Source organism: Telluribacter humicola, assembly GCF_017355935.1.
Lineage (GTDB): Bacteria > Bacteroidota > Bacteroidia > Cytophagales > Spirosomataceae > Telluribacter > Telluribacter humicola.
The window spans coordinates 60,970-82,431 of the sequence record NZ_JAFIQT010000012.1 but is presented as its reverse complement, the minus strand read 5'-3'; the positions used below and the strand labels follow the sequence as shown (position 1 = coordinate 82,431).

The 21,462-nt window shown below is 46.1% G+C and carries 20 protein-coding genes and 2 pseudogenes; 8 read left to right on the top strand and 14 right to left on the bottom strand.

What is annotated here, in order from left to right; genetic code table 11:
- Window positions 1–766: 766 nt before the first annotated feature.
- The 4 genes and pseudogenes from JUB14_RS26790 to JUB14_RS27840 form a co-directional block, all read right to left on the bottom strand.
- On the bottom strand, window positions 767–1,366 hold the full coding sequence (locus JUB14_RS26790; protein WP_207509951.1) for a DUF4136 domain-containing protein: 600 nt from the start codon (window positions 1,364–1,366) through the stop codon (window positions 767–769).
- A gap of 341 nt (window positions 1,367–1,707) precedes the next feature.
- The gene (locus JUB14_RS27845; RefSeq protein WP_229368349.1) at window positions 1,708–1,977 is read right to left on the bottom strand and encodes a chloride channel protein; all 270 of its coding nucleotides are present in this window, start codon (window positions 1,975–1,977) and stop codon (window positions 1,708–1,710) included.
- 13 nt (window positions 1,978–1,990) lie between these two features.
- A pseudogene (locus tag JUB14_RS27970) lies at window positions 1,991–2,077 on the bottom strand (hypothetical protein); the annotation flags it as partial.
- A complete protein-coding gene (locus JUB14_RS27840) occupies window positions 2,047–2,307 on the bottom strand; it encodes a chloride channel protein (RefSeq protein WP_310586209.1) in 261 nt (86 codons plus the stop codon). The gene JUB14_RS27840 and the pseudogene JUB14_RS27970, both read right to left, overlap by 31 nt.
- Before the next feature lie 251 nt (window positions 2,308–2,558).
- Here JUB14_RS27840 and JUB14_RS28210 point away from each other — a divergent pair.
- Window positions 2,559–2,720 (top strand): annotated as a pseudogene (locus JUB14_RS28210) (response regulator); the annotation flags it as partial.
- 207 nt (window positions 2,721–2,927) lie between these two features.
- Here the strand turns inward: JUB14_RS28210 and JUB14_RS26775 are convergent.
- A complete protein-coding gene (locus JUB14_RS26775) occupies window positions 2,928–3,350 on the bottom strand; it encodes a response regulator (RefSeq protein ID WP_207509950.1) in 423 nt (140 codons plus the stop codon).
- Window positions 3,351–3,997: 647 nt separating this feature from the next.
- Between JUB14_RS26775 and JUB14_RS26770 the strand changes: the two genes are divergently transcribed.
- The 6 genes from JUB14_RS26770 (at window position 3,998) to JUB14_RS27960 (ending at window position 8,964) form a co-directional block, all read left to right on the top strand.
- The gene (locus tag JUB14_RS26770; RefSeq protein ID WP_207509949.1) at window positions 3,998–4,924 is read left to right on the top strand and encodes an MBL fold metallo-hydrolase; all 927 of its coding nucleotides are present in this window, start codon (window positions 3,998–4,000) and stop codon (window positions 4,922–4,924) included.
- On the top strand, window positions 4,925–5,821 hold the full coding sequence (locus tag JUB14_RS26765; RefSeq protein ID WP_207509948.1) for a helix-turn-helix domain-containing protein: 897 nt from the start codon (window positions 4,925–4,927) through the stop codon (window positions 5,819–5,821).
- Window positions 5,822–5,863: 42 nt separating this feature from the next.
- Window positions 5,864–6,730: a carboxymuconolactone decarboxylase family protein gene (locus JUB14_RS26760; RefSeq protein ID WP_207509947.1), complete on the top strand. Its 867-nt coding sequence runs from the start codon at window positions 5,864–5,866 to the stop codon at window positions 6,728–6,730.
- Window positions 6,731–6,741: 11 nt separating this feature from the next.
- Window positions 6,742–7,743: an aldo/keto reductase gene (locus JUB14_RS26755; RefSeq protein WP_207509946.1), complete on the top strand. Its 1,002-nt coding sequence runs from the start codon at window positions 6,742–6,744 to the stop codon at window positions 7,741–7,743.
- Between the two features lie 602 nt (window positions 7,744–8,345).
- Window positions 8,346–8,558: a recombinase family protein gene (locus JUB14_RS27965; protein WP_262897636.1), complete on the top strand. Its 213-nt coding sequence runs from the start codon at window positions 8,346–8,348 to the stop codon at window positions 8,556–8,558.
- A complete protein-coding gene (locus JUB14_RS27960) occupies window positions 8,542–8,964 on the top strand; it encodes a recombinase family protein (RefSeq protein WP_310586208.1) in 423 nt (140 codons plus the stop codon). The genes JUB14_RS27965 and JUB14_RS27960 overlap by 17 nt, the downstream gene beginning before the upstream one ends.
- A gap of 71 nt (window positions 8,965–9,035) precedes the next feature.
- Here JUB14_RS27960 and JUB14_RS26745 read toward each other — a convergent pair whose 3' ends face one another.
- The 7 genes from JUB14_RS26745 to JUB14_RS26715 form a co-directional block, all read right to left on the bottom strand.
- Window positions 9,036–10,310 (bottom strand): HlyD family secretion protein, encoded by a 1,275-nt coding sequence (locus tag JUB14_RS26745; protein ID WP_207509945.1) that lies wholly within the window; start codon window positions 10,308–10,310, stop codon window positions 9,036–9,038.
- Window positions 10,311–10,429: 119 nt separating this feature from the next.
- Complete coding sequence (locus JUB14_RS26740; RefSeq protein WP_207509944.1) at window positions 10,430–12,901, bottom strand: peptidase domain-containing ABC transporter; 2,472 nt, start codon at window positions 12,899–12,901, stop codon at window positions 10,430–10,432.
- Between the two features lie 32 nt (window positions 12,902–12,933).
- Window positions 12,934–13,959: a glycosyltransferase family 2 protein gene (locus JUB14_RS26735; protein ID WP_207509943.1), complete on the bottom strand. Its 1,026-nt coding sequence runs from the start codon at window positions 13,957–13,959 to the stop codon at window positions 12,934–12,936.
- Window positions 13,960–14,236: 277 nt separating this feature from the next.
- A complete protein-coding gene (locus tag JUB14_RS26730; protein ID WP_207509942.1) occupies window positions 14,237–15,697 on the bottom strand; it encodes a TlpA family protein disulfide reductase in 1,461 nt (486 codons plus the stop codon).
- Between the two features lie 499 nt (window positions 15,698–16,196).
- Window positions 16,197–17,846, bottom strand: coding sequence for a vitamin K epoxide reductase family protein (locus JUB14_RS26725; protein WP_207509941.1), 1,650 nt, complete (start codon window positions 17,844–17,846; stop codon window positions 16,197–16,199).
- Between the two features lie 34 nt (window positions 17,847–17,880).
- The gene (locus JUB14_RS26720; RefSeq protein WP_207509940.1) at window positions 17,881–18,348 is read right to left on the bottom strand and encodes a hypothetical protein; all 468 of its coding nucleotides are present in this window, start codon (window positions 18,346–18,348) and stop codon (window positions 17,881–17,883) included.
- A gap of 363 nt (window positions 18,349–18,711) precedes the next feature.
- The gene (locus JUB14_RS26715; protein WP_207509939.1) at window positions 18,712–20,100 is read right to left on the bottom strand and encodes a glycosyltransferase; all 1,389 of its coding nucleotides are present in this window, start codon (window positions 20,098–20,100) and stop codon (window positions 18,712–18,714) included.
- A 329-nt stretch (window positions 20,101–20,429) separates the two neighbouring features.
- Between JUB14_RS26715 and JUB14_RS28205 the strand changes: the two genes are divergently transcribed.
- Window positions 20,430–20,642, top strand: coding sequence for a helix-turn-helix domain-containing protein (locus tag JUB14_RS28205; RefSeq protein ID WP_207509938.1), 213 nt, complete (start codon window positions 20,430–20,432; stop codon window positions 20,640–20,642).
- 168 nt (window positions 20,643–20,810) lie between these two features.
- Here the strand turns inward: JUB14_RS28205 and JUB14_RS28200 are convergent, their stop codons facing one another.
- Together JUB14_RS28200 and JUB14_RS26700 are read right to left on the bottom strand one after the other, a co-directional pair.
- Window positions 20,811–20,951, bottom strand: coding sequence for a transposase (locus JUB14_RS28200; protein ID WP_374757834.1), 141 nt, complete (start codon window positions 20,949–20,951; stop codon window positions 20,811–20,813).
- A gap of 115 nt (window positions 20,952–21,066) precedes the next feature.
- Window positions 21,067–21,309 carry a recombinase family protein gene (locus JUB14_RS26700; RefSeq protein WP_207509936.1) on the bottom strand — a complete coding sequence of 81 codons (243 nt, stop codon included), beginning with the start codon at window positions 21,307–21,309 and terminating at the stop codon, window positions 21,067–21,069.
- Window positions 21,310–21,462 lie beyond the last annotated feature (153 nt).

Genomic DNA, 21,462 nt, shown 5'->3' with positions numbered 1-21,462 from the left:
TTCTTATATAGTAATTCCATAGCTGTAATCACCACAAGGCGAGACGTTGATTCATTATTCTTACCCAGATTCCAGGCAAATAGGCTGACAATCAGGTATTCTTTCTTCCAATGCGATGCGTATCAGGTGAGTACAGTTTTAGAGGTACTACCTGGTGAGAGAAATAACAAATTGCTTCTTTACCAAATTGATAATTTACTGCTTTCCGTACGGAATATCGACTATACTATCATAAAAGGCAAAGAAATATAGCGTCATCACAATCACACCTACTACTATTAGAAATCTTAGAACTGGTATGGAAGATAAAAATCATAATTCTGGTGTCAACTCATCTGGTATTGAGCTTATTCAATATGTGGGGGATGATTGTTCTACGCTTACCTTCTTTTGTACCCTCAAAATATTGTCGAAGTGGCGCTTCAAGAGGTCTTCTTAGGTGACTTTTTACAAGTTACCAGCCATTCGGGCCGAGTTATAGTAATCAGCAGCAATGATAAAGTTTGTGATTACCTGCTGTCTCCCTATATAGACCAATTACAAAACTGTCTTCGGAAAGGAGTACGCTTCCGTGTAGTTGTAATAAACCTTAAAGATAATCTTTATAAGGTCAAAGTGGAAAGAGCTTAACCTATTGTGAAAGCTACTTTTTATATGTATAATAAAATGCCTTCCGGCCTGGATAAACATTCCAAATGGAACGAGCTCCTAATGCCGGAAGGCGTTTTCAAATTGATAATGACTCCGAATTAAACCTTTCCTCTTGCTATTCATTCAGAACCAGGTCTAACTCTTCTGCTATAAGATTTATAGCTTTAGCTACGTGGTCTGGGTCCTTATCGAATACATTACCATTGGTGATACCACTCGCATACCCCTGCCATACTACCACTCCTTTTTTAGCGTCTACCAGCTGAACAATGATTGTCCCTTTATCAAAAAAGTACTTTTTACCACGACGTCCGGGATCATCTGCATGCAGGATGAGCCCTAGCTTCTCCTGGCTTATTTCGTTCTTTCCCCAGTATTCTGGATCACGGAAGTACCCTTCATAGGCTGTCATTTCAACAGGCTCGTCAAAGACCCGGAAATTGACCAGAAGATCTGGATTCTGGGATACCTTTTTGAATTTACGTGCTGCAAGCTCATGGGCTAATGCATCTCTAATGGCAGTCTTAAGGATAGCATCATTAAGGGCACTTGCAAGACTTGTTTCAAGGCTTATATTTTTAGCCCAGGAATAGGTTTTATATTTATCAAAAGGGGCTGATATATCCTTATCCGAAGTAACCTTATAATCCTGGGCTAAGAGCGGTGTCGATACTAAGGCCAGGAGAACAATAAATACTTTTGATAACTGTTTCATAATCGCATCATTTTTAGTTTAACATTTATACAAGATCAATCTGTTGCAAATTTTCGATAGAGTGCTCACTATCAATAGTTTGCTTTATTGATCTATGTAAAAAAGTTATTCCACCAGAGCATTGACGCTCTTATGAGGTCAAGTGAACCCAAATGTCTACAACGTATATGCGAAATACTTTCTACTGTTCCTGCTGTTACTCATGTTATTAAATAATGATTATTTCAGTAATTTGAATGTAAAAGATGCTGTGTTCACTTTACTATGAGTATCAACAAAGTTGATTATAAAACAGCTTTATCCTTCTTAAACAACTTCCCTTACCCCTAGCTGAGCATTAATCAAAGGGGTCTTGGGTCCAGGAAAAAGCCGGTCATGCTGGCAAACATGATTGAAATGTAATAGTGGAAACCCGTCAGTGTTGAAAGAAGAACTGTAGTACTTATGGGTGTTCTGGTGACACACGCATTAATGGCGGCCATACAGCTTACCAGAATCAGGGGCAGATTCTGACCCGGAAAGTCGGCATTGATAATTAGCCCCACGAAGGCTCCCACAAAAAAGAGGAATGATAAAGCCTCCGTGCCAGCCTGATGTAACAGTAAAGACAATAGCCAGTATTTTTGCAATCAGCAGGATGACCAGGTAGGTAAGGCTGAACGGCTCATCTAAAAGTACATTCAGTTCATCATGGCTAAAGTACCGTGACAAGGGTACCGGTAAGCAATAGTTCCTATGAATACTCCCTCGATCATCATGTTAATATAAATAGGCAACTTCAATTGTCTGAACAGTCTTCTGGACTGACGTACCGTAAATATAAAAAGCCAGCCCACGGCCGTACCAGCCATACCATAGAGCATAGCATAAAAAAAGTCATTTTGTTCAGGAGTTGCGTACATAGGGAAATGCCAAGTAGGACCAATACCTATGTGCGTAATCAGTATAAAGATAACATAGCTCGAGCAGCTGGCTACAAAAGCGGGTATAAGCGTTAGTACTCCACCACATGTTTGTGATGCAGAATTTCAACAGCGAAAAGACTACCGCCCAAAGGAGCACCAAACAAGGCTGTGAAAACGGACGCTTCCTTTACTACTTATATAAACTGTCTATTATTAGGCTGTTGTTTTAAGGAGGGAACCTCATAGAACATTTAGTACTAGTGTAGACGCTCCCTACAAGTAAAGAGGCGCTGGCCCGGCTACATCAGCAGGAGGGGCTAAGGCCCGATGTTATCATTCTGGATCTGAATATGCCGGGTATGGATGGCAGGGAGTGTCTGGTCGAGCTAAAAAAAATAGAGTGGAAGCATCAGGTACCGATCAATATCTACTTCATCTACCCCCACTGACATAGGACGTACCAAAGAGTTGGGAGTAGCGGGGTATATAGTCAATTCAGGCCCCTACGACATGATTGTTCAGAAACTACAAGAGGTGATGCAGCACCTTAGTCAGAGCAAGTCTTATCTGTTGATGAAGTGATAGTCTCCTTAGGTGGCTCTGCTACGCTTCCCAGGAGAGGCCACCAGGAAGTTGATGGCTAAGAAAGAGAGCCGTTAGGTTGAATTAGAATGTCGGCTGTGGGTCCAGTAGTCCAGCATTAGTTTTACGACCCTTTTGGTTTCATCGTAGCTACCACTCTTTTTGAAGTAACCCTGGACGGTCATTTCGGTATAAGCGCGGTTGACGGTCTGCTGATCCACGGAAGTGGAATAAAAAACAAAAGGGATGGCCTTCTTTCGTAGTTCAGGATCCTGATCAATGTGCTTTTTGAACTCAATGCCGCTTAGGCCCGGCAGGTTCATATCACAGATAATGAGAAGGTGGGGCTGCGTGGTTTGCTTTAAGTAACGTAAGGCTTTTTCGCTGTGGTTGAACCAGATCAGAGGATTGAGAAAGCCAAGCTCCTGTAGCACTTCCTCAAAAAGATACTTATCCTCCTCATCATCATCTACCAGTACAATAGGTGCCGTGTTCATAGTTGGGGGTATGGAATAGAAATTATCCTCAAAAGCGGGAGCCAGCCTATCCTGTACCTAAGTGCTGGATGCCTCCGTTAGCTAACCAGAAAAACAGATGGTGTGTTTAGAGGAGCAGGGCTCCCGAGGAGGTGGGATGGCTAACGGAGGTATTGATACGAGCACGGCCTGCTGAAAACCAAACAGTTCACCCAAAGTGGTTGACTGTATTTAATATTCACCCTTTTAATACATAATATCTACATAGTTCAGGAACACGCTCCTAACCAAAGATCCATGTAAGGTAAGTTGTTTTGATTAGAATGGATGCGCCGGAATTAGTACCAAGAAACACTAGGTCCACTGATTCTCCCTTTCTGATGTTACCCAACAGCTGGACAAACCAAGTACTTCAATGCTTCGCCTTGCGAAAAACATTCCCTCTTTACTTTCTACACTTGACATGGGTTAGCCCCTCTCTGCTTTACTATTTAAATTCGCAGCAGCCAATAAACTGAGGCTCCTCCGGCTAACTCATCGGATGATGCTAACAGGTGTCATCTGTAATTATGGTAAGTAATCCTGTAATAGGTATACAAATCCACTAACTGAATCCTCCGACCTTTGTTCCTAATATAAGTAGCTGATTTACACAATCAAGTAGGAGCATGAAGATTCAATCAATAGCTATAGGAATGGCCCTGATAGCCGGACTAACCAGCCTTGGCCACGCCCAGACAACGGCTGATAGTACCCGTAGTGGTTTAACTAAGCCCACTGAAAAGAAGTATCAGGCCAAAGCACCCAAAACACAGCCTTTTGGAGCCGCCGCCTTTGGGCCATCCAAGCAGACCACTGTGCGCTGGCTGGGCTTCGCCGGCTTTCTGGTCAATAGCCGGGGGACAACGCTGATGGTTGATCCGGTCCTGGAAGGGTTTGATATGCCGGTCTTGATCGATATGCCTATTTCTCCCAAGGAAGTTCCTCACCTGGATGCAGTCTTGATCACCCACGGAGACAATGACCATTACAGCGTATCAACGACCAAGGGTCTGGCACCCGTTACCAGGGCATTTCATTCCACCCTGTATGTTGATTCGCTGATGAAGAATATAGGTCTACCTTCCTTTGGACACGGGATCGGCGATCAGTTTTCGGTGGGACCGGTACGGGTCATGGTAACGCCTGCTGATCATGCCTGGCAAAATGCCTATCCCGGTACGAGTCAGCGACTGTTTAAGCCCGAAGACTGTGCTGGCTTCTGGATGGAAACCCCGGATGGTACTATATGGGCACCAGGTGATTCCCGCCTTATTGAGGACCATCACCTCACCCGGCCCACCCCGGATGCCCTCTTTTTCGACTTTTCGGACAGCGAATGGCACTTCGGCTTGCAGAACGCTGTGAAAATAGCCAATGCGTATCCTAACACGCCGCTGCTGCTGTGCCATTGGGGATCAGTGGATGCCCCTGATTTTACTCCCTTCAATGGCGACCCTAAGCAATTAGCTAAGCTGATCATAAATCCCGGCCGGATTCACGTGCTGGCTCCGGGTGAGCCGTTCACGCTTAAACCGGTAAAAAAGAGCAAATAGATGGAGAAGATACGGAAGATTCAAAGCGTAACTCAGTTCAATGTCGAGCGGAATCAGCGGGTGCTGCATCCCCTGGTCAGTGTGCTGGATCAGTCCCAGTCAGCGCCCGTTCAGGCAGGTCGCTGGCTCTCGGAGCTCTACCTGGTCTTTCTTAAACATGCTAGATGCGCCCCGCTGATCTACGGCCGTCAGCATTACGATTATGGCGAAGGCACCATGCTATTTGTTGCGCCGGGACAGGTGTTTGGGGTGGAAGAAGCCGAAGGCGAACAGGTGCAGCCGACCGGCTGGGCACTAGCCTTCCATCCGGATCTGATTCGTGGCACTCCCCTTGGCCAGCACATCAAAGACTATAGCTTTTTCGGCTATGAAGCCAACGAAGCCCTGCATCTTTCGGATCGGGAACAAGACCTGGTTGTAGACTGCCTGCGTAAGATTGGTGAGGAGTTAACACATCCCATCGATAAGCACAGCAAGCAGTTACTCGTCAGCCATATTGAGCTACTCCTGAAGTATTGCGGCCGGTTTTACGAGCGGCAGTTTATTACCCGCGACCACGTTCACAAGGATGTTTTAGTCAAATTTGAGTCCATATTAGCAGACTACTTTGGGTCGGACAAGCCCCAGACCCTGGGACTACCCACCGTAGGATACTGTGCCGAAGAGCTCCACCTGTCCGCCAATTATTTTGGTGACCTGGTCAAGAAGGAAACGGGCCTGTCCGCTCAGGAGTATATTCAGGCCCGGGTGATTGATCTGGCTAAGGAAAGACTATTTGATCTGAGCAAGTCGGTCAGCGAGATTGCCTACGAGATGGGCTTTAAGTACCCACAGCATTTTACCCGGTTGTTTAAGCAACGGGTGGGTCAATCACCCAACCACTACCGGCTGAATTAGTCGTATGTCTCTACTTATCCGTTACGATAACCAAGCTTATCTATGAAACACATGCTGTTGCCGCTGGCCCTGACTTTTCTCATGTCAGCACCATTGCTAGGGCAGACTCCTAATAGACCCTCTCCGAAAACGCCGGTGGATACAAGCCGTGTCTCGCCTGACCGGATAGAACGAGCCCAGGCCAAATACGAAGAATTGTTTGGACAGCCCATCACGGTTAGCCCAACCGATCCCGAGCTGATGACCATCCTGCAGCGGTTCATCTTTGGCGAAGTGTTTTACATCGGTGAGCTGGACGACAAAACGCGGGAGCTGATCACCATCACCGCGCTAACTACCAACCAGACCCTGCCGCAATTAACTCCCCACACTAATGCCGCTCTTAATGTGGGGGTATCGCCGATCCAGATCCGGGAGGTCGTGTATCAATGCGCGCCGTTTATCGGCTATCCTAAAGTACTCAATGCCCTAGATGTCATAAACAAAGTCTTTGAAAGTCGGGGCATCAAGCTGCCTTTGGAGGCTAAGGGAACCGTGCAGGAAGGGGAACGTTTCGAGCGGGGACGCGAAAAGCAGGCTCCTCTCTACGGTGACGCCATGCAGCAGTACATGAAAGTATTACCGGGGGAATTTGCCGAAGCCATTCCCCGGATGTTAACCGAGTCGGGTTTCGGTGATTTCTATACCCGCGAGGGCCTGGACCTGAAAACCCGGGAGTTGATGATCTTCTGCGGACTGGCTACCTTAGGTGGTACCGAACGACAGATGGCCTCTCACGCGGTCGGTAATTTGAAAGTGGGCAACAACAAAGAAACGCTGCTGGCTGCTATGGTTCAGCTCTATCCGTACATCGGTTTCCCCCGGATTTCCAACGCCATTAACATCATTAAAGACGCCAGAATCGACTAAACAGTAAACGTATGCAAACAAGAACATTGGGAATGAGTGGCCTGAAAGTGTCGGCACTGGGGCTGGGCTGTATGGGTATGAGTTGGTCTTATGGGCCGCCCAAAGATAAAGCCGAGATGATTTCCCTGCTGCGGGCAGCGGTCGAGCGGGGTGTTACCTTCTTTGACACCGCCGAAGTGTACGGCCCCTACTGTAACGAAGAATTACTGGGTGAAGCCCTGGCACCGTTTCGCGGGCAGGTAGTCATCGCTACCAAATTCGGTTGGGCACCCGCTACCGAAAGCGAAGCCCAGGGGCGGTGGAATGCTCTCAACAGCCGGCCTGAGCACATTAAGCAGGTAGTGGAAGGGTCGCTAAAACGGTTGCGCGTGGAGGTGATTGATCTGTACTACCAGCACCGGGTAGACCCGAATGTACCCATCGAGGAAGTAGCCGGGACGGTAAGGGAGCTGATTGAGGCGGGCAAAGTAAAACATTTTGGCTTGTCTGAAGCCGGTGCAGGAACCATTCGGCGTGCTCATGCGGTCCAGCCGGTAACAGCCCTGCAAAGTGAGTATTCGCTTTGGTACCGGGAGCCGGAGCAGGAGATTCTACCCACGCTGGAAGAGCTGGGCATTGGCTTTGTGCCCTTTAGCCCGTTGGGTAAAGGCTTTTTGACTGGTGCGATCAACGAGAATACCCAATTTGATTCTACGGATTTCCGCAGCACCGTACCTCGCTTTACGGAAGAAAACCGAAAAGCCAATCAGGCGTTGGTCGATCTACTGGGCGAGATAGCCCAACAAAAGAACGCTACACCGGCTCAGATCGCTCTGGCCTGGCTGCTGGCCAAAAAGCCATGGATCGTTCCGATACCAGGCACTACGAAGCTTGCCCGCCTGGAGGAGAACCTGGGAGCAGTTGGGGTGAGACTGACGGCTGATGACCTGGACCAGATTGAAAAAGCGGCCTCTAACATTGCAATTCAAGGGGCTCGTTATCCGGCGGAGATGGAGAAGAAAAGCGGTTTATAAGGTCAGGGATCAACCCAATCATGAACACATTGTCACACCTTGATATTAGCTAATAAGACTACTCCCTCTTTTTAATGAATCCTTTCACACCGGCACCAGCGAATTTCTGAATCTTGTAAAGCGTCGGCTAGCTTTTGATATGAAACATCACCCGGATGGGCTTCGTGCCACGTGTGTTTCGCTTGTATACCTTGCTAATCTATGGAGCAGTCTTCTGCTCCCTTTTGCTCAGGCTTAAGCCTACCATAAGTACGTCCTCTTGCCTAGGCCGAAGCAAGTTCAGCGGTGGTACGCTCCCTGATGATACTGCTCCAGGTTGCCGACTGTTATCCGTAATGACACGGTCGTATGCTAACTTGACCAAATTGTTTATGAAACTCATCAAGTGCGGATATAATACACTTAGTTAAATTACATAGCAACATAAACAACGGTAGAAAAACGAGTCAGCAGAAGATGATATTACTGGACAAACTGGCCAGAATATTATAGAATAAACGGTCGTAAAAATCGTAATGATAATTAGATAAAAAGCACTTATTATTTCATAGCTATTATTATAAAACAATCAAATAATATGGTTTTCATCTAATCGCTAGTAAATGACCCGGACTATTGCCTATTTACGTGTCTCGACTTTGGACCAGGATCTGGAAAAGAACAAAGCCGACATCCTGCACCTGGCCAACGAGAAGAATTTAGGAAAGGTAGAATTCATCCAAGAGAAGGTGTCCGGAAAGGTCTCCTGGCGTAACCGCAAAAATAGGACTGATCCTGGAAGAGCTCAAAAAGGGAGATGTGATTCTGCTGAGTGAATTCTCAAGGCTGGGAAGATCCATGCTGGAATGTATGGAAATTATTTCCATTGCTATTCAAAAGGGCATCCGGATCTATACCGTAAAAGGTGCCTGGCAGTTGGATGACTCGATCCAGAGCAAAGTGATGGCCATGGTATTCTCGATGGCCTCTGAAATAGAAAGGGACCTGATCAGTAAGCGCACCAGGGAGTCACTGGCGGCAAAGAAACTATCCGGAGTAAAACTAGGACGACCAACGGGTCCCGGGAAGAGTAAACTTGATGAGTTCAGGCCAGAGATTGAAGCCTTGCTGTTGCATGGTTCGAGTCAAAAGTACATTGCCCACCGTTACCACATCACTGAAGCCACTCTGTCAAACTGGATTAAAAAGAATGTTATCAAAAAATTCAAAAAAACTGCCTGACAATCGACAAGGTTAAACTAAGATCAGGACGAGGCAAAACCCAAAATTGAAAAACGATTTGACAAATATAATCAGTACTGCACTTTCACGACCTCCACCAGCCGCTCGGCTAACCTCCGGTTGGCAGTGATGATTTCGGCGGTACCTTTCATGCCGTTGCGATAGGCCAATTGCCGGCCATAGTGGGTACGCAAGCCGATGGGTAACTCCACATAGCCCCAGTATGCACTGTCCCGGCCTGGGGTAAGCGACAGCTGCGAAAGGGTTCCCTCAACCATACCGTACTCCCGGTAGGGGTAACCATCGAGCTTCACATATACAGTTTGTCCCTCACGGAGCTTGCCCAGATTCGCCTGAGGTACCTTTATCAATCCCTGAAAATTACTTCCCTCCGGCTCCACGGTCAGTAGTTCCTGGCCTGCGCTCATATTCTGCTGCTCCTGCCAGGGCGAGGCGAACGATACCTTACCCGCCACCGGTGCGCGCAGGATGTACCGCTGCTGCCAGGCTTCCGTACTGCTGCGTAAGGTTTGGAGCGCCTGCATGAAGCTGCCCCGCTGTTCGGTAATAGCATTGTCCAGTTCGAGCAACTCCTTCTGCTTGGCCGTTTGGGAGGTGCGATTCTGGATCAGGGCGGAGGCAAGTTGTTTGAGGGGCATCTCACGATTCAGCAGCTTCACCTTTTCGCGCTGGTAGTCGAGCGGCGCAATCACTTTGTCCTTGAATAGCTTTTCATGTATAGTGAATTCGTCCTGGGCCAAAACATAGTCGCGGCGTTGTAAGTCGAGCTGCTCGGTGAGGGTCTGTTCCATTGCGCGCAGATCCTCGTAATCATTAATCAGTAAGGTCCGCTTTTGCAAATAGAAGCCGCCGTCTAAGTAGGTTTTGAGTTGGGTAAGCTGCTGGAAAAATGTCTGAAAATCATTCTGCAATTCTCCGAGTTGACTGTATGTGCTACTCGGAAACCGATGTATCGCCGCCCAGTCCCGCTGGTCTACCGACACCCGCAAGGCATGAAGCGACTTACTCAGGCGCAGTACCTGCCCAGGGTCGGCAGTACTTTCCGAGTAAGCCAACGTCTGTCCGGCAGTTACATTCTGCCCATCGTGTACCAGCAGCCGCGCCAGCCTCCCTTCGGTCCGGGCTACCACCGTACGCGGGGCATTGATGGCCGTCAAGGTAAAGGATGTGACCACCACGTCGGGATAGTGGACCAGCCAGCTACCCAATCCCAGCAAGAGGAACAGTCCTAGAAACAGCATCATACCCCAGCGCACTAGCCCCGGCGGCGGCCGATTAATAATCTCATGGACTTCATCGCTGTGGAGTTCGGGGAACGTAGGCATGTGGTTATGGACTTTGTAAGTTTTTTTGTCATTTTACAACTTACCCACGGCAGCGGTTGACTGTTCCAAGATTTGGAAGGAGTTCGCATCGCTTTGAGATGGGGTGGTCGAAGAGTACGCTATACCGCCAGCTCCAACTGATTACTTACCAGTTCGAAGTACTTGCCCTGCCGGGCTACCAGCTCGGCGTGGGTACCACGCTCCACGATCTCGCCCTTCTCCATCACAAGAATCTGATGGGCATTTTTAACAGTGCTCAGCCGGTGGGCTACCACCACCACGGTGCGACCCTCGAAAAATTCTTCCAAATTTCGCAAAATTTCGGCCTCATTGTTAGCGTCCAGCGCGTTGGTGGCCTCGTCGAACAGTAGCAGTTGCGGGTCCTTATATACCGAGCGGGCGATAAGGATGCGCTGCTTCTGCCCCTGACTGATGCCGTTGCCCTCCGCCCCGATTTTGGTATGGTACCCCATCGGCAGCGACTCGATAAATGCATGGATGTTGGCTGTGCGGGCGGCACGGTAGAGCCTGTCCTCGTCAATCACTTCGTCACAGACGGCAATGTTGCGGGCGATGGTGTCCGAAAAAAGAAAGCCCTCCTGCATCACCACCCCGCACTGCTGCCGCCACGCACTATGCGAAATTCTTTCAAGATTCAGTCCCCCGCCCCCGGCCGGTACGATACCCGCCGGAAGGTTAATTAAAACATTATTCGTTGATGCCTCCCCTTCTCCTGAAAGGAGAGGGAGCCGGGGGCGGTCTGTCGGTACGGTAAGGTAAATCCCCCCCTTCTTCGGCGTATAAAATCTTAGAAGCAGCTTTAAAAGGGTCGTCTTGCCGCTGCCACTCGTGCCTACGATGGCCGTGGTCTTGCCGTGCGGGATTGTCAGGCTGATGTCGCGCAGCACCGGCTCGTTACCCGCGCCGGGGTAAGTATAGCTCAGGTTTTCGATACGGATGTCCTGCGCCCGGTCCCACTCCTGCCGCAGGGGCAAATGGGCAGGTTCCTCGTCAGTCAGGCCGTGTACCTCGTTGAGGCGTTCAAGGCTAATCTGCGCGTCCTGCCACGACTGCATAAAGCCGATCATCTGTTCGATAGGGGCGTTGAACTGCCCCAGAATGTACTGTACTGACACCATACCGCCTAGCGTCAGCTCGCCCGCAATGACGGCCTTCGCGGCCAGGAAGGTGATGAAAATATTTTTGCCCTGATTGATGAGTACCGCCCCGGCCTGCTGAAACTGCGACAGCGACAGGCTCTGCACATTCCAGCGGAAAAGCCTCGCCTGCGTGCGCTCCAACTCCCAGCGCTTGCCGGTTTCTGCCCCGGCCAGCTTGATGTCCTGCATGCCCTGTATGAGTTGTACTAACTGACTTTGGTTGCGGCTCGATACGTCGAAGCGCTTGGTATCCAGCTTACGCCGCTTCCGCAGGAAGCCCACCACCCACAGGGCGTAGACCAGTGAGGCCCCCAGCGCCACCAGAAAGATAGACAGGTGGTAGTAGGCCAGCACAAAGCCGAACATCAGCAGGTTGAACAGCGAGAAGGCCACGCTCAGTGTTTGGCCCGTCAGGAAAGCCTCAATTCTGTGGTGATCGCCGATGCGCTGCATGATGTCGCCAAACTGCCGTACGTCGAAAAAAGAGAGCGGCAGCCGCATGAGCTTGGCCAGAAACTCCGACAGGATGGTGAGGTTCAATCTCACGCTGATGTGCAGCAAGATCCAGCCTTGCAGGAAGCTCACTGCAGAGCTGCTCAGCGTGAGCACCAGTTGGCCCACGAGTACCAGGTACACGAAGGAGAGATTTTGGGTGCCGATGCCCACGTCTACCACGGCCTGTGTCAGGAAGGGCAGCAGTAGGCTCAAGCCACTCGCGGCCAGCATACCCAGCCCGAGCTGCACCACCAGCGACCGGTAACGCAGCAGGTAGCCCATCAGTTGGCCTAGCCGCAGGCCTTCTACTTTCTCTCCTTCCTCCTCGTAGAAGCGCGTGCCTGGCTCCAGCAGCAGGGCCAGGCCTTTTTTCTCACCCTCGTGCTCAGCCGACAGCCACCGCCGCTCAAATTCTTCAGCCGTGTAGGTGACCAATGTGCTGGCCGGGTCGGCGATGTGGAAGAGGGCGGTGCTGGAATTAAGTTCTGCGCGGGGCGGATAAGTTTCTAAGGGTTGGCTATCAAGCAGGTGATTGGGTTGTGCATTTTCAGTAGCTGGGTACCCATTGACGGGTGAAACGCCTGTACCACTGCTACCGCGCCCACCCATGATGCTCTGCAATAGGCGCCGACTAACCGAGCCCTTAGTGACCTTGTGCAGCACCACGAAGTGATTTTGACCCCAGTGCAGGATGCATGGCAGGGGCGCATCCTCCACCAGCTTATCCAGGGTGACCCGCACACCCACGGTCTTAAAGCCCACCGCCTCAGCGGCCTCCGCGATGCCCAGCATGCTCACTCCATCCTTGCCGATCTGCGCCTGCTCCCGCATCGTCTGCGCCGAGTAATGCCGCCCGTAGTGTTTGGCCACCATGCGGAGGCAAGTGGGGCCGCAGTCCATATTTTCTAATTGGCAGTAGTGGGGGAATTTTTTCATGGTTCAGATTTGTGCGCTAGTTAGGGAGGCTTTTATACGGCAAGGCCGGATACTTGTTGGACATACTTTTCAAATGCTGGGTCGGATTTCATCAAGCCTATCTCTACCAACTGCTGATTGTCACGGTATTTTATCGAGCCGGCATGGTAGAAGGAAAGGGAAGGTTGCTCCCTCAACGTTTTCTGAAACCGCTTGTAGTAAAAAGCATTTCCGTAGTGCTGCTCCCGATTACACTCCTCCTCCACTTCCAGAATAAAATCGGATAAAAACTTGGTGTGAAACACCACTCCTTGTAAATCACTTAGCACAGCCCCGTTGATGGCGTGCATACCCTGCGACAGGTAGGTGCCCTTCACGTTTTTGAATAATGATACCTTGGAAAGTATGGAAGGCGGCCTACTTTTCCCAAATACCCGATCCCGCATACCACCCGTGAAAATAGGAAAGGAGTAAGGCTTGAATCGTATACGGTCAGGGAACATGAACTCCAATTCTATATAATCCTTATCAAAATGGTCTACTACCTCCAAAGGATTACTTCCCGGCTGATATTCAGCAATATCAATTTGCTTGCCGGAGTACATATCCAGCAAAAAAGACCGTAGAGCAGTCTGAGCGTTCTGATCCAGATAGTTGCAAAGCTGTCTAATTGATAGAGCTTCAGTATGAGGAAAACACAATAGCTCATCGATATCCACGACCAGGCACCAGTGATCTCTACCGTACTTTTGCAACAAATATTCCATCCAGTACCAGTGGTTCTGATATTTATCTTTGGTTTTAAAAATATTAACATTATCTATTTTGCTTGCTATCTCAATGGTATTATCAGTTGAATCATTATCTAACAAAAAAAAATGATCTACTCCCAGACTTTTATAATATTCAATAAAGTAAGGCAATCTTAATGATTCATTACGCAAGATTGCAAATAATAAAATATGATCATTTTTAATAAGCTGAACATTTACATCAACTTTATTAATAAAAGAAGCATGTTCTCTTCTTTTATTAATATAAATAATTCTTTTATAAAGTACTTTATAACTTGAAATCAAGTTATAATACCATGTCAACATTTTATATTTTATATGTATTGACATATGTCAATATATTTAATTATTACACATAATTATTCCTTGTTATGAAAATTAGGGGCCTAATTTCAGTACACAAAATTCTGGGTATGTCTATTTAAATTAGTTTCTTAATATTATAAAAAAATCATAGACCGAGGTCTTACAACAAGATTGTCTTTTACGGGATAGAGATTATTAATGGTTAACAAAGGCACTTTGACGATTTTTATGGTTAGTACAATTAGAATTGGTTAAATTATAGAACCAAAAGAGAATCTAAGTAACTATCAGTCAATAACTCAGATGGGCGCTTGGCATTAGCATTTATTATTTTTCCATCTTTATCAATCAGAATATATCTGGGAATACCATAAATTTTATACAGGCTGGTAATCATACTTGAATCTTCCACAAACTCAGAGTTCTGTATACCGTGTAGACCTTCAAATTGTAAATTTTTTCTCAAATATTCCTTCCATCTCTCTGTGTCCTCATCTATTGATACATAAAGGAGTTTTAGTTCTGGATGATTTGAATATTTCTTCGCTAGCTTTTTAGAATATTCCAATTCATCTATACATGGTCCACACCACGTTGCCCAAACATCTATATAAATAAGATTTCCTTTAAGGCTTGAAACACTGAATGCTTTTCCATTAACATCATGCATCTCTATGTCCTTCATAGGCATCCCACCTTTTAATTGATAGAAGTCCGTAAGCATATATTCCAACTCAGTCAAGTACTTTGATTGTGGATAATCCATTTTGAAAGAGTTTATAAGCTTTGATCCTAAATTATAATCCATCTCGCTGCTAGACGACGTGTGAAATATAAATATGGCCATTAACAGGTCCCGATAGTCGTTCAGTTTGGTGTCTTTTTCAATCGCTTCTTTAATATATTCATACTTCCCCTTTTTTACGCCATTCTCGTAACGGTAGTTCAAGATATTATTAAATATAGGTTGTAATCTTATGTTTACGTACCACCTATAGGTTGGAAACTTAATGTATTTATGCTGCAAGCTAAAACCTTCAAAAGCATTGGATAATGTTGAGTCCAAAATGGCACTTCTACCCTTGGTGATTAAATCATTGTTATCGACTCTCATATCAAAATACATGGGTTGAGTAATTCCAAAAATGGAAAAATAGTCGATTAGCACTTGCCGATAGTGATTTGAAATAGAATTATCTTTTTCTATTTGTTTTTTTAATTCTGTGCCAAATGTCGCCAGGCTGTCTAGATACACCTGTTGTTTCAAAGAAGATGCAGATATATATCTCGCACAATTGGCGTTTACATATTCCTGCCCTTCTCTTGCATTTAAACCAATTTTGTAATAGTAGGAATTAATAATCTTCAAATCCCCTTTAAAGGTAGGAAGGCCATTCTCAATTGTAAGGTTGATATCTGATCCGGGTTCTATGTACAAGGTCGTAGAAAATTCCGATTCGCCAACTATCAATAATGCATTGAGGGTATCCTTGTGGGAAAATTCAATTCTTGCACGCCCTAAGGAATCAAGCTGAGACTTATGAATTTCTTTGGGACTAGAAGGTAAACCCCTGGTTATGGTTAGGGATACCTCAGCTCCGGGATATTCTCGAGAAGAAATATTTATTTGAGTTTTAATATCTTTTGAGAATAAAACGCAGCTTGAAATAAAAAATATGAAAATAATCGAGCTGAGAATTGAGATGAATAATTTCATATGCTTCATAATTGATATGACTAAAATAGTATAGTGGAAATTCTTTTTAATATCACTTTCCACCATACTAATTTAGCAGACACTAGTTAAGTTTCTTCAAGATTTAAGAAGACCACGAACAGCCACTTTTTACATATGATGCTGTTCCACAAGTACATGCTTTTGTGCCATTTACCTTTTGCGAAACGCAGTCTACAGTGGTCACAACATTATCCGGATTTCTCACGGAACAAGTTCCAGTACACTTCTTACCAGCTTCATAATACCCTCCCACAATGTTTTTGATCTCAGATCTAGAAAGAGCAAACTGTTGAAAATTTGAAATTGCCATAGATTTAATTGATTAGAGTGAATGGAAATATTAATTATAAAATTTACTGAAAATTGGAAATTATTATTAATTCAAAGAAATTCAAATAGGTGAAATAACTTAAATTAATTAAGAGAACTTTACTTATTTGAATTTATGGGACCACCCAAGTCATCTATAAAAGATTAGTTATACTTCCTGAAAGATGGAGAATTCAGACTCCACCTTAACATACTTTATTATTTCATTAATATCTTTTATACTATAAGAAGTCGGAAATTCCCTTCCATTAAAAAAAGTCGTTGGAGTACCCGTTACACCTGCCAAATCACACCATTGGGAATGAATTTTAAACATTGCATTTATATTATCAACATCCTTTTTATATGCTTCTACCCATTTTTTTCTGTCTTGAAATATGTTTTGAAACCAACTATGGAGTATCTCTTTCTGTTGAGACTTTTCTGTACTAAAAAATACCGAAGCTATTTCCAATGCCTCTGGACCGCCTACAAAAATAAGCTGACATCTTACTTTGGGCTGCAATTCTAGCAAGGCATTAATCTCTTTTAGTTCGACAGCACAAGGCCAACATAATGGGTTTATTACTACGGTTAGTACGTGATCTGCCTCTGGATTTCCCAGATGTATAATCTCCATTTCTTTAAAAATTGGAGGCATACTTTGTTGAGTATTGAAAATTGAGGATATTAATTGTTCATTAAATTTCAATTTCAGAAACTCTCTGGCAAGCGGCTGATAAGCAACCACTTTCTTAAGCTGTGGTTTTATCCAATGCCAAAGAATAGGTATCATTAGAAAGCTAATTACTCCTATTTTCCAAACACTACCAGAGGCTAACCAACTCCCAGCTTGAATTGGAAAACCAAAATTTTCATAAGCAACCAGAAACTCGATCCAAAATAAAGCCTGCACCACAAGACAAAGGATACACCATTGCCGTGCAACACGCCATTGATGGTACACCGACCATATGGTATAAGGTAATGCTAAAACAGTTAATAAATAAAGACTACCACCCAGCGAGACCAAAAACTCGCTACTACCCCTCCAGAGGCCGGCAACTAAGGTCAGCAATCCGCCTGCGAAGTAGAAAAGTCCCACTTCCGCCCAACTGAGCCAAGAGGTAATTTTTGCAGATTGGGAGCTCAAAATGTTCTGGCAGTTCGTACGGTTATTGATTTGACAAATTCTTTGTAGAAATTCATTTTGTCCATCTAGGCTGTACCACACTAACAATCCACTCAGGATGGTTCCAATTAGTTTGAAAAGGCCAGTTAGGTAGTAGGTGGAGTAATCATCCCATGAGAACACTTGTAATAAATTCGAAATGAGAAATCCAAGTACAACTATTTTCATACTTACCATGAAGATTCTCAATAGTACCCTTAATGTTTCACGGTGACGGTTCTGAATATACTCCCGCTCGCCAGACTTTTCGTTGGGTTCGATAAGCAGTGCGACGCCACTCCACTTTTGGGCAAACTCCCGAAGGCTGTCATTCTGCCAGCCACGTTGAGTATGTAGCCACTCTACACTGCCATTCACACTTCGTAGCAGTGTAAAGATCCCGCCATCAATTGTAAGATACGTTAAAGCAGGCAACGGAATCTCGTGTAAACGGTCTGGACTAATTCGAGTGGCAAGATTTGGTACCTGAAAATCATTCAAAACATCGCTTATAGCATTCAAACCAGGAAAATCGGGATGTTGCTCCAGGGCTTCCTTTAATCCCAGTTTGGTAGTGCGCACCTTACTGAAATCCAGTAGGGCCTTGGTGGCATCGATGGCGTTTTTTTCGGCGTTGATGGGTGTCATCGGGTCATTTGCTTTTAAGTCGTCGAATAGTTTGTTAAAATTGAACCTCCATCTTTACGGATTTTATCACCACCGTCCCCTCCTTATTGAACTGATCCTCACTTAAAGCCGAATACTCAATACCTATTTCCATGGCACCCGAAGGCCTGGTTCGGACAAACCGCTGACGGATGCTACCCCGCTCTTGCATGACCGTATAAGCTTTATCGAGCCCTTGGATATAGTGTGATTGGGTCTTAGTAAATTGAGGCGAACCGACTTCCCGGCAATTTTCAGTACGTAATGTTTTGAGGGTTAGCCCTACACTCAGCCCGTCCTGGTCCTCCTTTTCGGCGTATAGATACCAATTGGTGGCAATAGCTGCGTCGATGCGAAGTGTAATCGTATCATTGCCTGCATGTTTTTCAATGGCATAGCTCCACAAAACAGGGGTGATTTCCTGGGCTTTACTACTCGTAAAAAAGGTAAGTGGAAGTAACAGGGCTAGCAAAAACGACTTCATGTTTTTTTCAATAAATACAATTAGTAAAACCTCCTTAACACTGTTCATTGATACAGGACAATTTAAAAAAGCTCGTCAGGAACATTGACTCTCCCTGTATTTTACTTCCCTTGTACCACCAGATGGCCCTCCATTTTTTTCACTAGTCTGCGCATACTTCCAGGCGGTACTGTATGTAAGAGCGCATAAGACCAGTTGTCCATCAACATATACATCCCAATGTGCAGGCATACAATCTCCACCCTTGACTTTCTTGATCTCTGCTTTATTCAAAGCAAACTCACTAAAACTCGCTAATCTGATCATACTATGGGTTTGTTTACAGTTTGAAAAAATGACTTATGTGATTTTGCAAAATCCGACTCAGGTCAACAGTCTTTCGGCCTGATGGGTGTCTATTTGTACCAGCAAGGCTTCCCGCAGCCTCTCCGACGAGTAGCGCAACTGCATGATTTCGCGCCATTGCTGCACGCGCAGGTAATATCGATCCTCTTCCAGCAGCACCTTCACTTTCCTTTTCAACTCCTCGGGCCGCTCATGTGCAAACAGTCCCCGCAGCCCCAGTCCGTGGTGCTCCACTTTTAGGGCGTTGCCATTTTGGTCGTAATGGGGGTCGAGAGGGTACACTAGCATGGGTACGCCCTGGTAGATGCTTTCCTTAATGGAGCCAAAGCCGCCGTGGGTAATGAAGAGGTCGGCCTCCGCCAGTACTCGCAGCTGAGGTACCCGTGTAAAGAAGTGCGCGTGGGTGGGGATGAGATCGCGGGCGCGGAGGGTTTCAATGAGGTACCTGTTCACAGAGCAGACCAGCCGCAGGCCGGGCCATTCCCGCACTACATCCAGTAAATTGGTCACAAAGCGGAGCAGGGCGGCGTCGGCCCCTTCGTGGAAGGTACCGAAGCTGCAATACACCCACTTTTCACCGGGGAGGCGGTTGGCTAAAAGTTCCGGCCATTCGGCAGCAAAGGCGGCATCCTGCTCGGTATCGTGCCGGTCCTCCACCTGGCACAGGCCCAGGTAATGCTGGTTGGGCTTGCGTATCTCGGGCGATAGCTCGAATTCCTGTGGGGCCAGCAGTAACTCTGGGACATTGGCAATAACCTGTGTAACGCTGGCGTCAGTTGCTAGGGGAAAATCCGGTAGGCTCTGAGCCCTTTTTTGGATGCGAAGGCGGTGCCACTGGATGGACTGCTGCATAAGGGTAATTCTGGGGCGAAGTAGCCAGTCTGTCCACTTTGGTCGTTTAATTATATCAGGGGTGGTTGTTCCCTGGCTGTCTTTGTACCAGTATCCTTCCGACACGGCAGGGTAGCCCTGTAGCCGGTAGGTAGAGGGCATAGGGTTAAAAAAGAGGAGCTTATAGGTAATATTATACTTGTGCAGAAGCCAGAAATCGGTACAAATAAAAAGATCAATAAAAATTGCGACAGGTTTCAGTTGTTCCACCAGTTCCTTTAGCTCTCGCTGGCGCATGTGGTACAACTCATCCCTACGGTATGCCCTCAAAAGGCGCCAATAAGTAGGTTTTAGATGTTGGGAAGCCAAGTAAGCCCCCTCCATACTGTAGCCTACATGCCAAGGAGATACCCTCACCGCTTGGTAGCCATTCCTCGTCACCAGCTCAGTCAGTATGTCGTTGGTTACCCCATAGTATATTTCGTACTGCTCCGCCAGCAGGTTCGCCAGGTACAACGAGGGCAGTACGTGGCTGCGGATGGCTGCGGGGAGGAACAGGAGGTTACCTTTCTTCATGAGGTAATTAACTAGCGTGATCGTTAAGTCAAATAACCTAAGAGCAGCTGTTAAGTCCTATTACTTAAGTAATATTATTTATTATCTTAGTAATAATTTTAGAATTATCGAAGTATGAAGTAGACTCTACCGTTAAATAAATTTTTAATAGTTTCTTTCTAGAAGTATATTTGATATAAATAGCTGACAACGAACTAATTATAGCTAATCTGCTCAATAGTTACAATACCAGGTATTTTTACGTATTTATAATTGGGTAAGTTGCGTAGAAAGCTATGAGGCTTTAATTTGGGTAAAAAGAACCTTACTTCTATACACTCACTTTATCCATGCCTGTTGAAGATCTTCTCCGAAATTACCGTGCTCGAACTCGTATTTCACAATCTCTTATGGCCGAGCAACTTGGGGTATCACAAAGTACATATCATAAATGGGAAAGTGGTAAAGCTCCAGTTCCGCTGGAGTTGTTCCCAGCTATAGCCACCCTATGCCAGGTATCACTGCGGGAGCTGCTCCCTGACGAGTTTTTAAAACAATTATGAGAAGAGCAATAACTGGTACACCTTGGTCGCTAAACTAATTTGTGGCAATCTAACTTTAGAAATATTTATAGATGAGTGAATTAATTCATAAAGGAACCGATTCCTTTTTTAAGGAAGAAGGATGTGATGAGATTCTTTCCTAGCTCCTTCACCTGTTCCAAGACAGCATCAGTTAAGTCTAGAATAGTCAAGTACACTGCACGGGCAGCCCCGCTTATTTTTTATATTCCACCTTAACTGGCTCCATAATAGCTCCACAGGATTAAGTTCAGGTCTATAGGCAGGTAAATACTGCAAGTGAACAAGCACCTTCTTGCGTACCAGAAACGTTTATACCTCCTGGTTACGATGTATGGCAGCGCCATCCGCCGGAATTCTAAGATTAAAATAAGTAATAGGCAATATTATTTTTTTAAGATTTACTTTAAAGCTGCTTGGGGATTGTGTTTAATAGGAACATAGGGTGTACCGCTACGGTATCACCTTCGCGGAGTAGGGACAGCATTTCGTTCAGGGCGGGCGCTGGACTGATAGGCCGAATATCTTCTCCTGAAAGATCCGGTCGCAGCCGTAATTCTGTAAGGCTTCTATCTGGGTGTTGGTGTTTTGGTCGGCGACGGGCGGCCGCTGCCGTGAATACCCGGGCGTAGCAAAAGACTTTGTTCATATGTTCAGAAAGTTGGTATCATAAAGCTAAGCTTTCTTTTAGTACTGGACTTACTTTCTGAACCTACATTTCGGGGTAGAAGCAAAGAGAAACCCTGCTGGTGGGCAGGGTTCAGAAAGGTATGCCTTTATGGTCTCGTTATTAATGATCGAA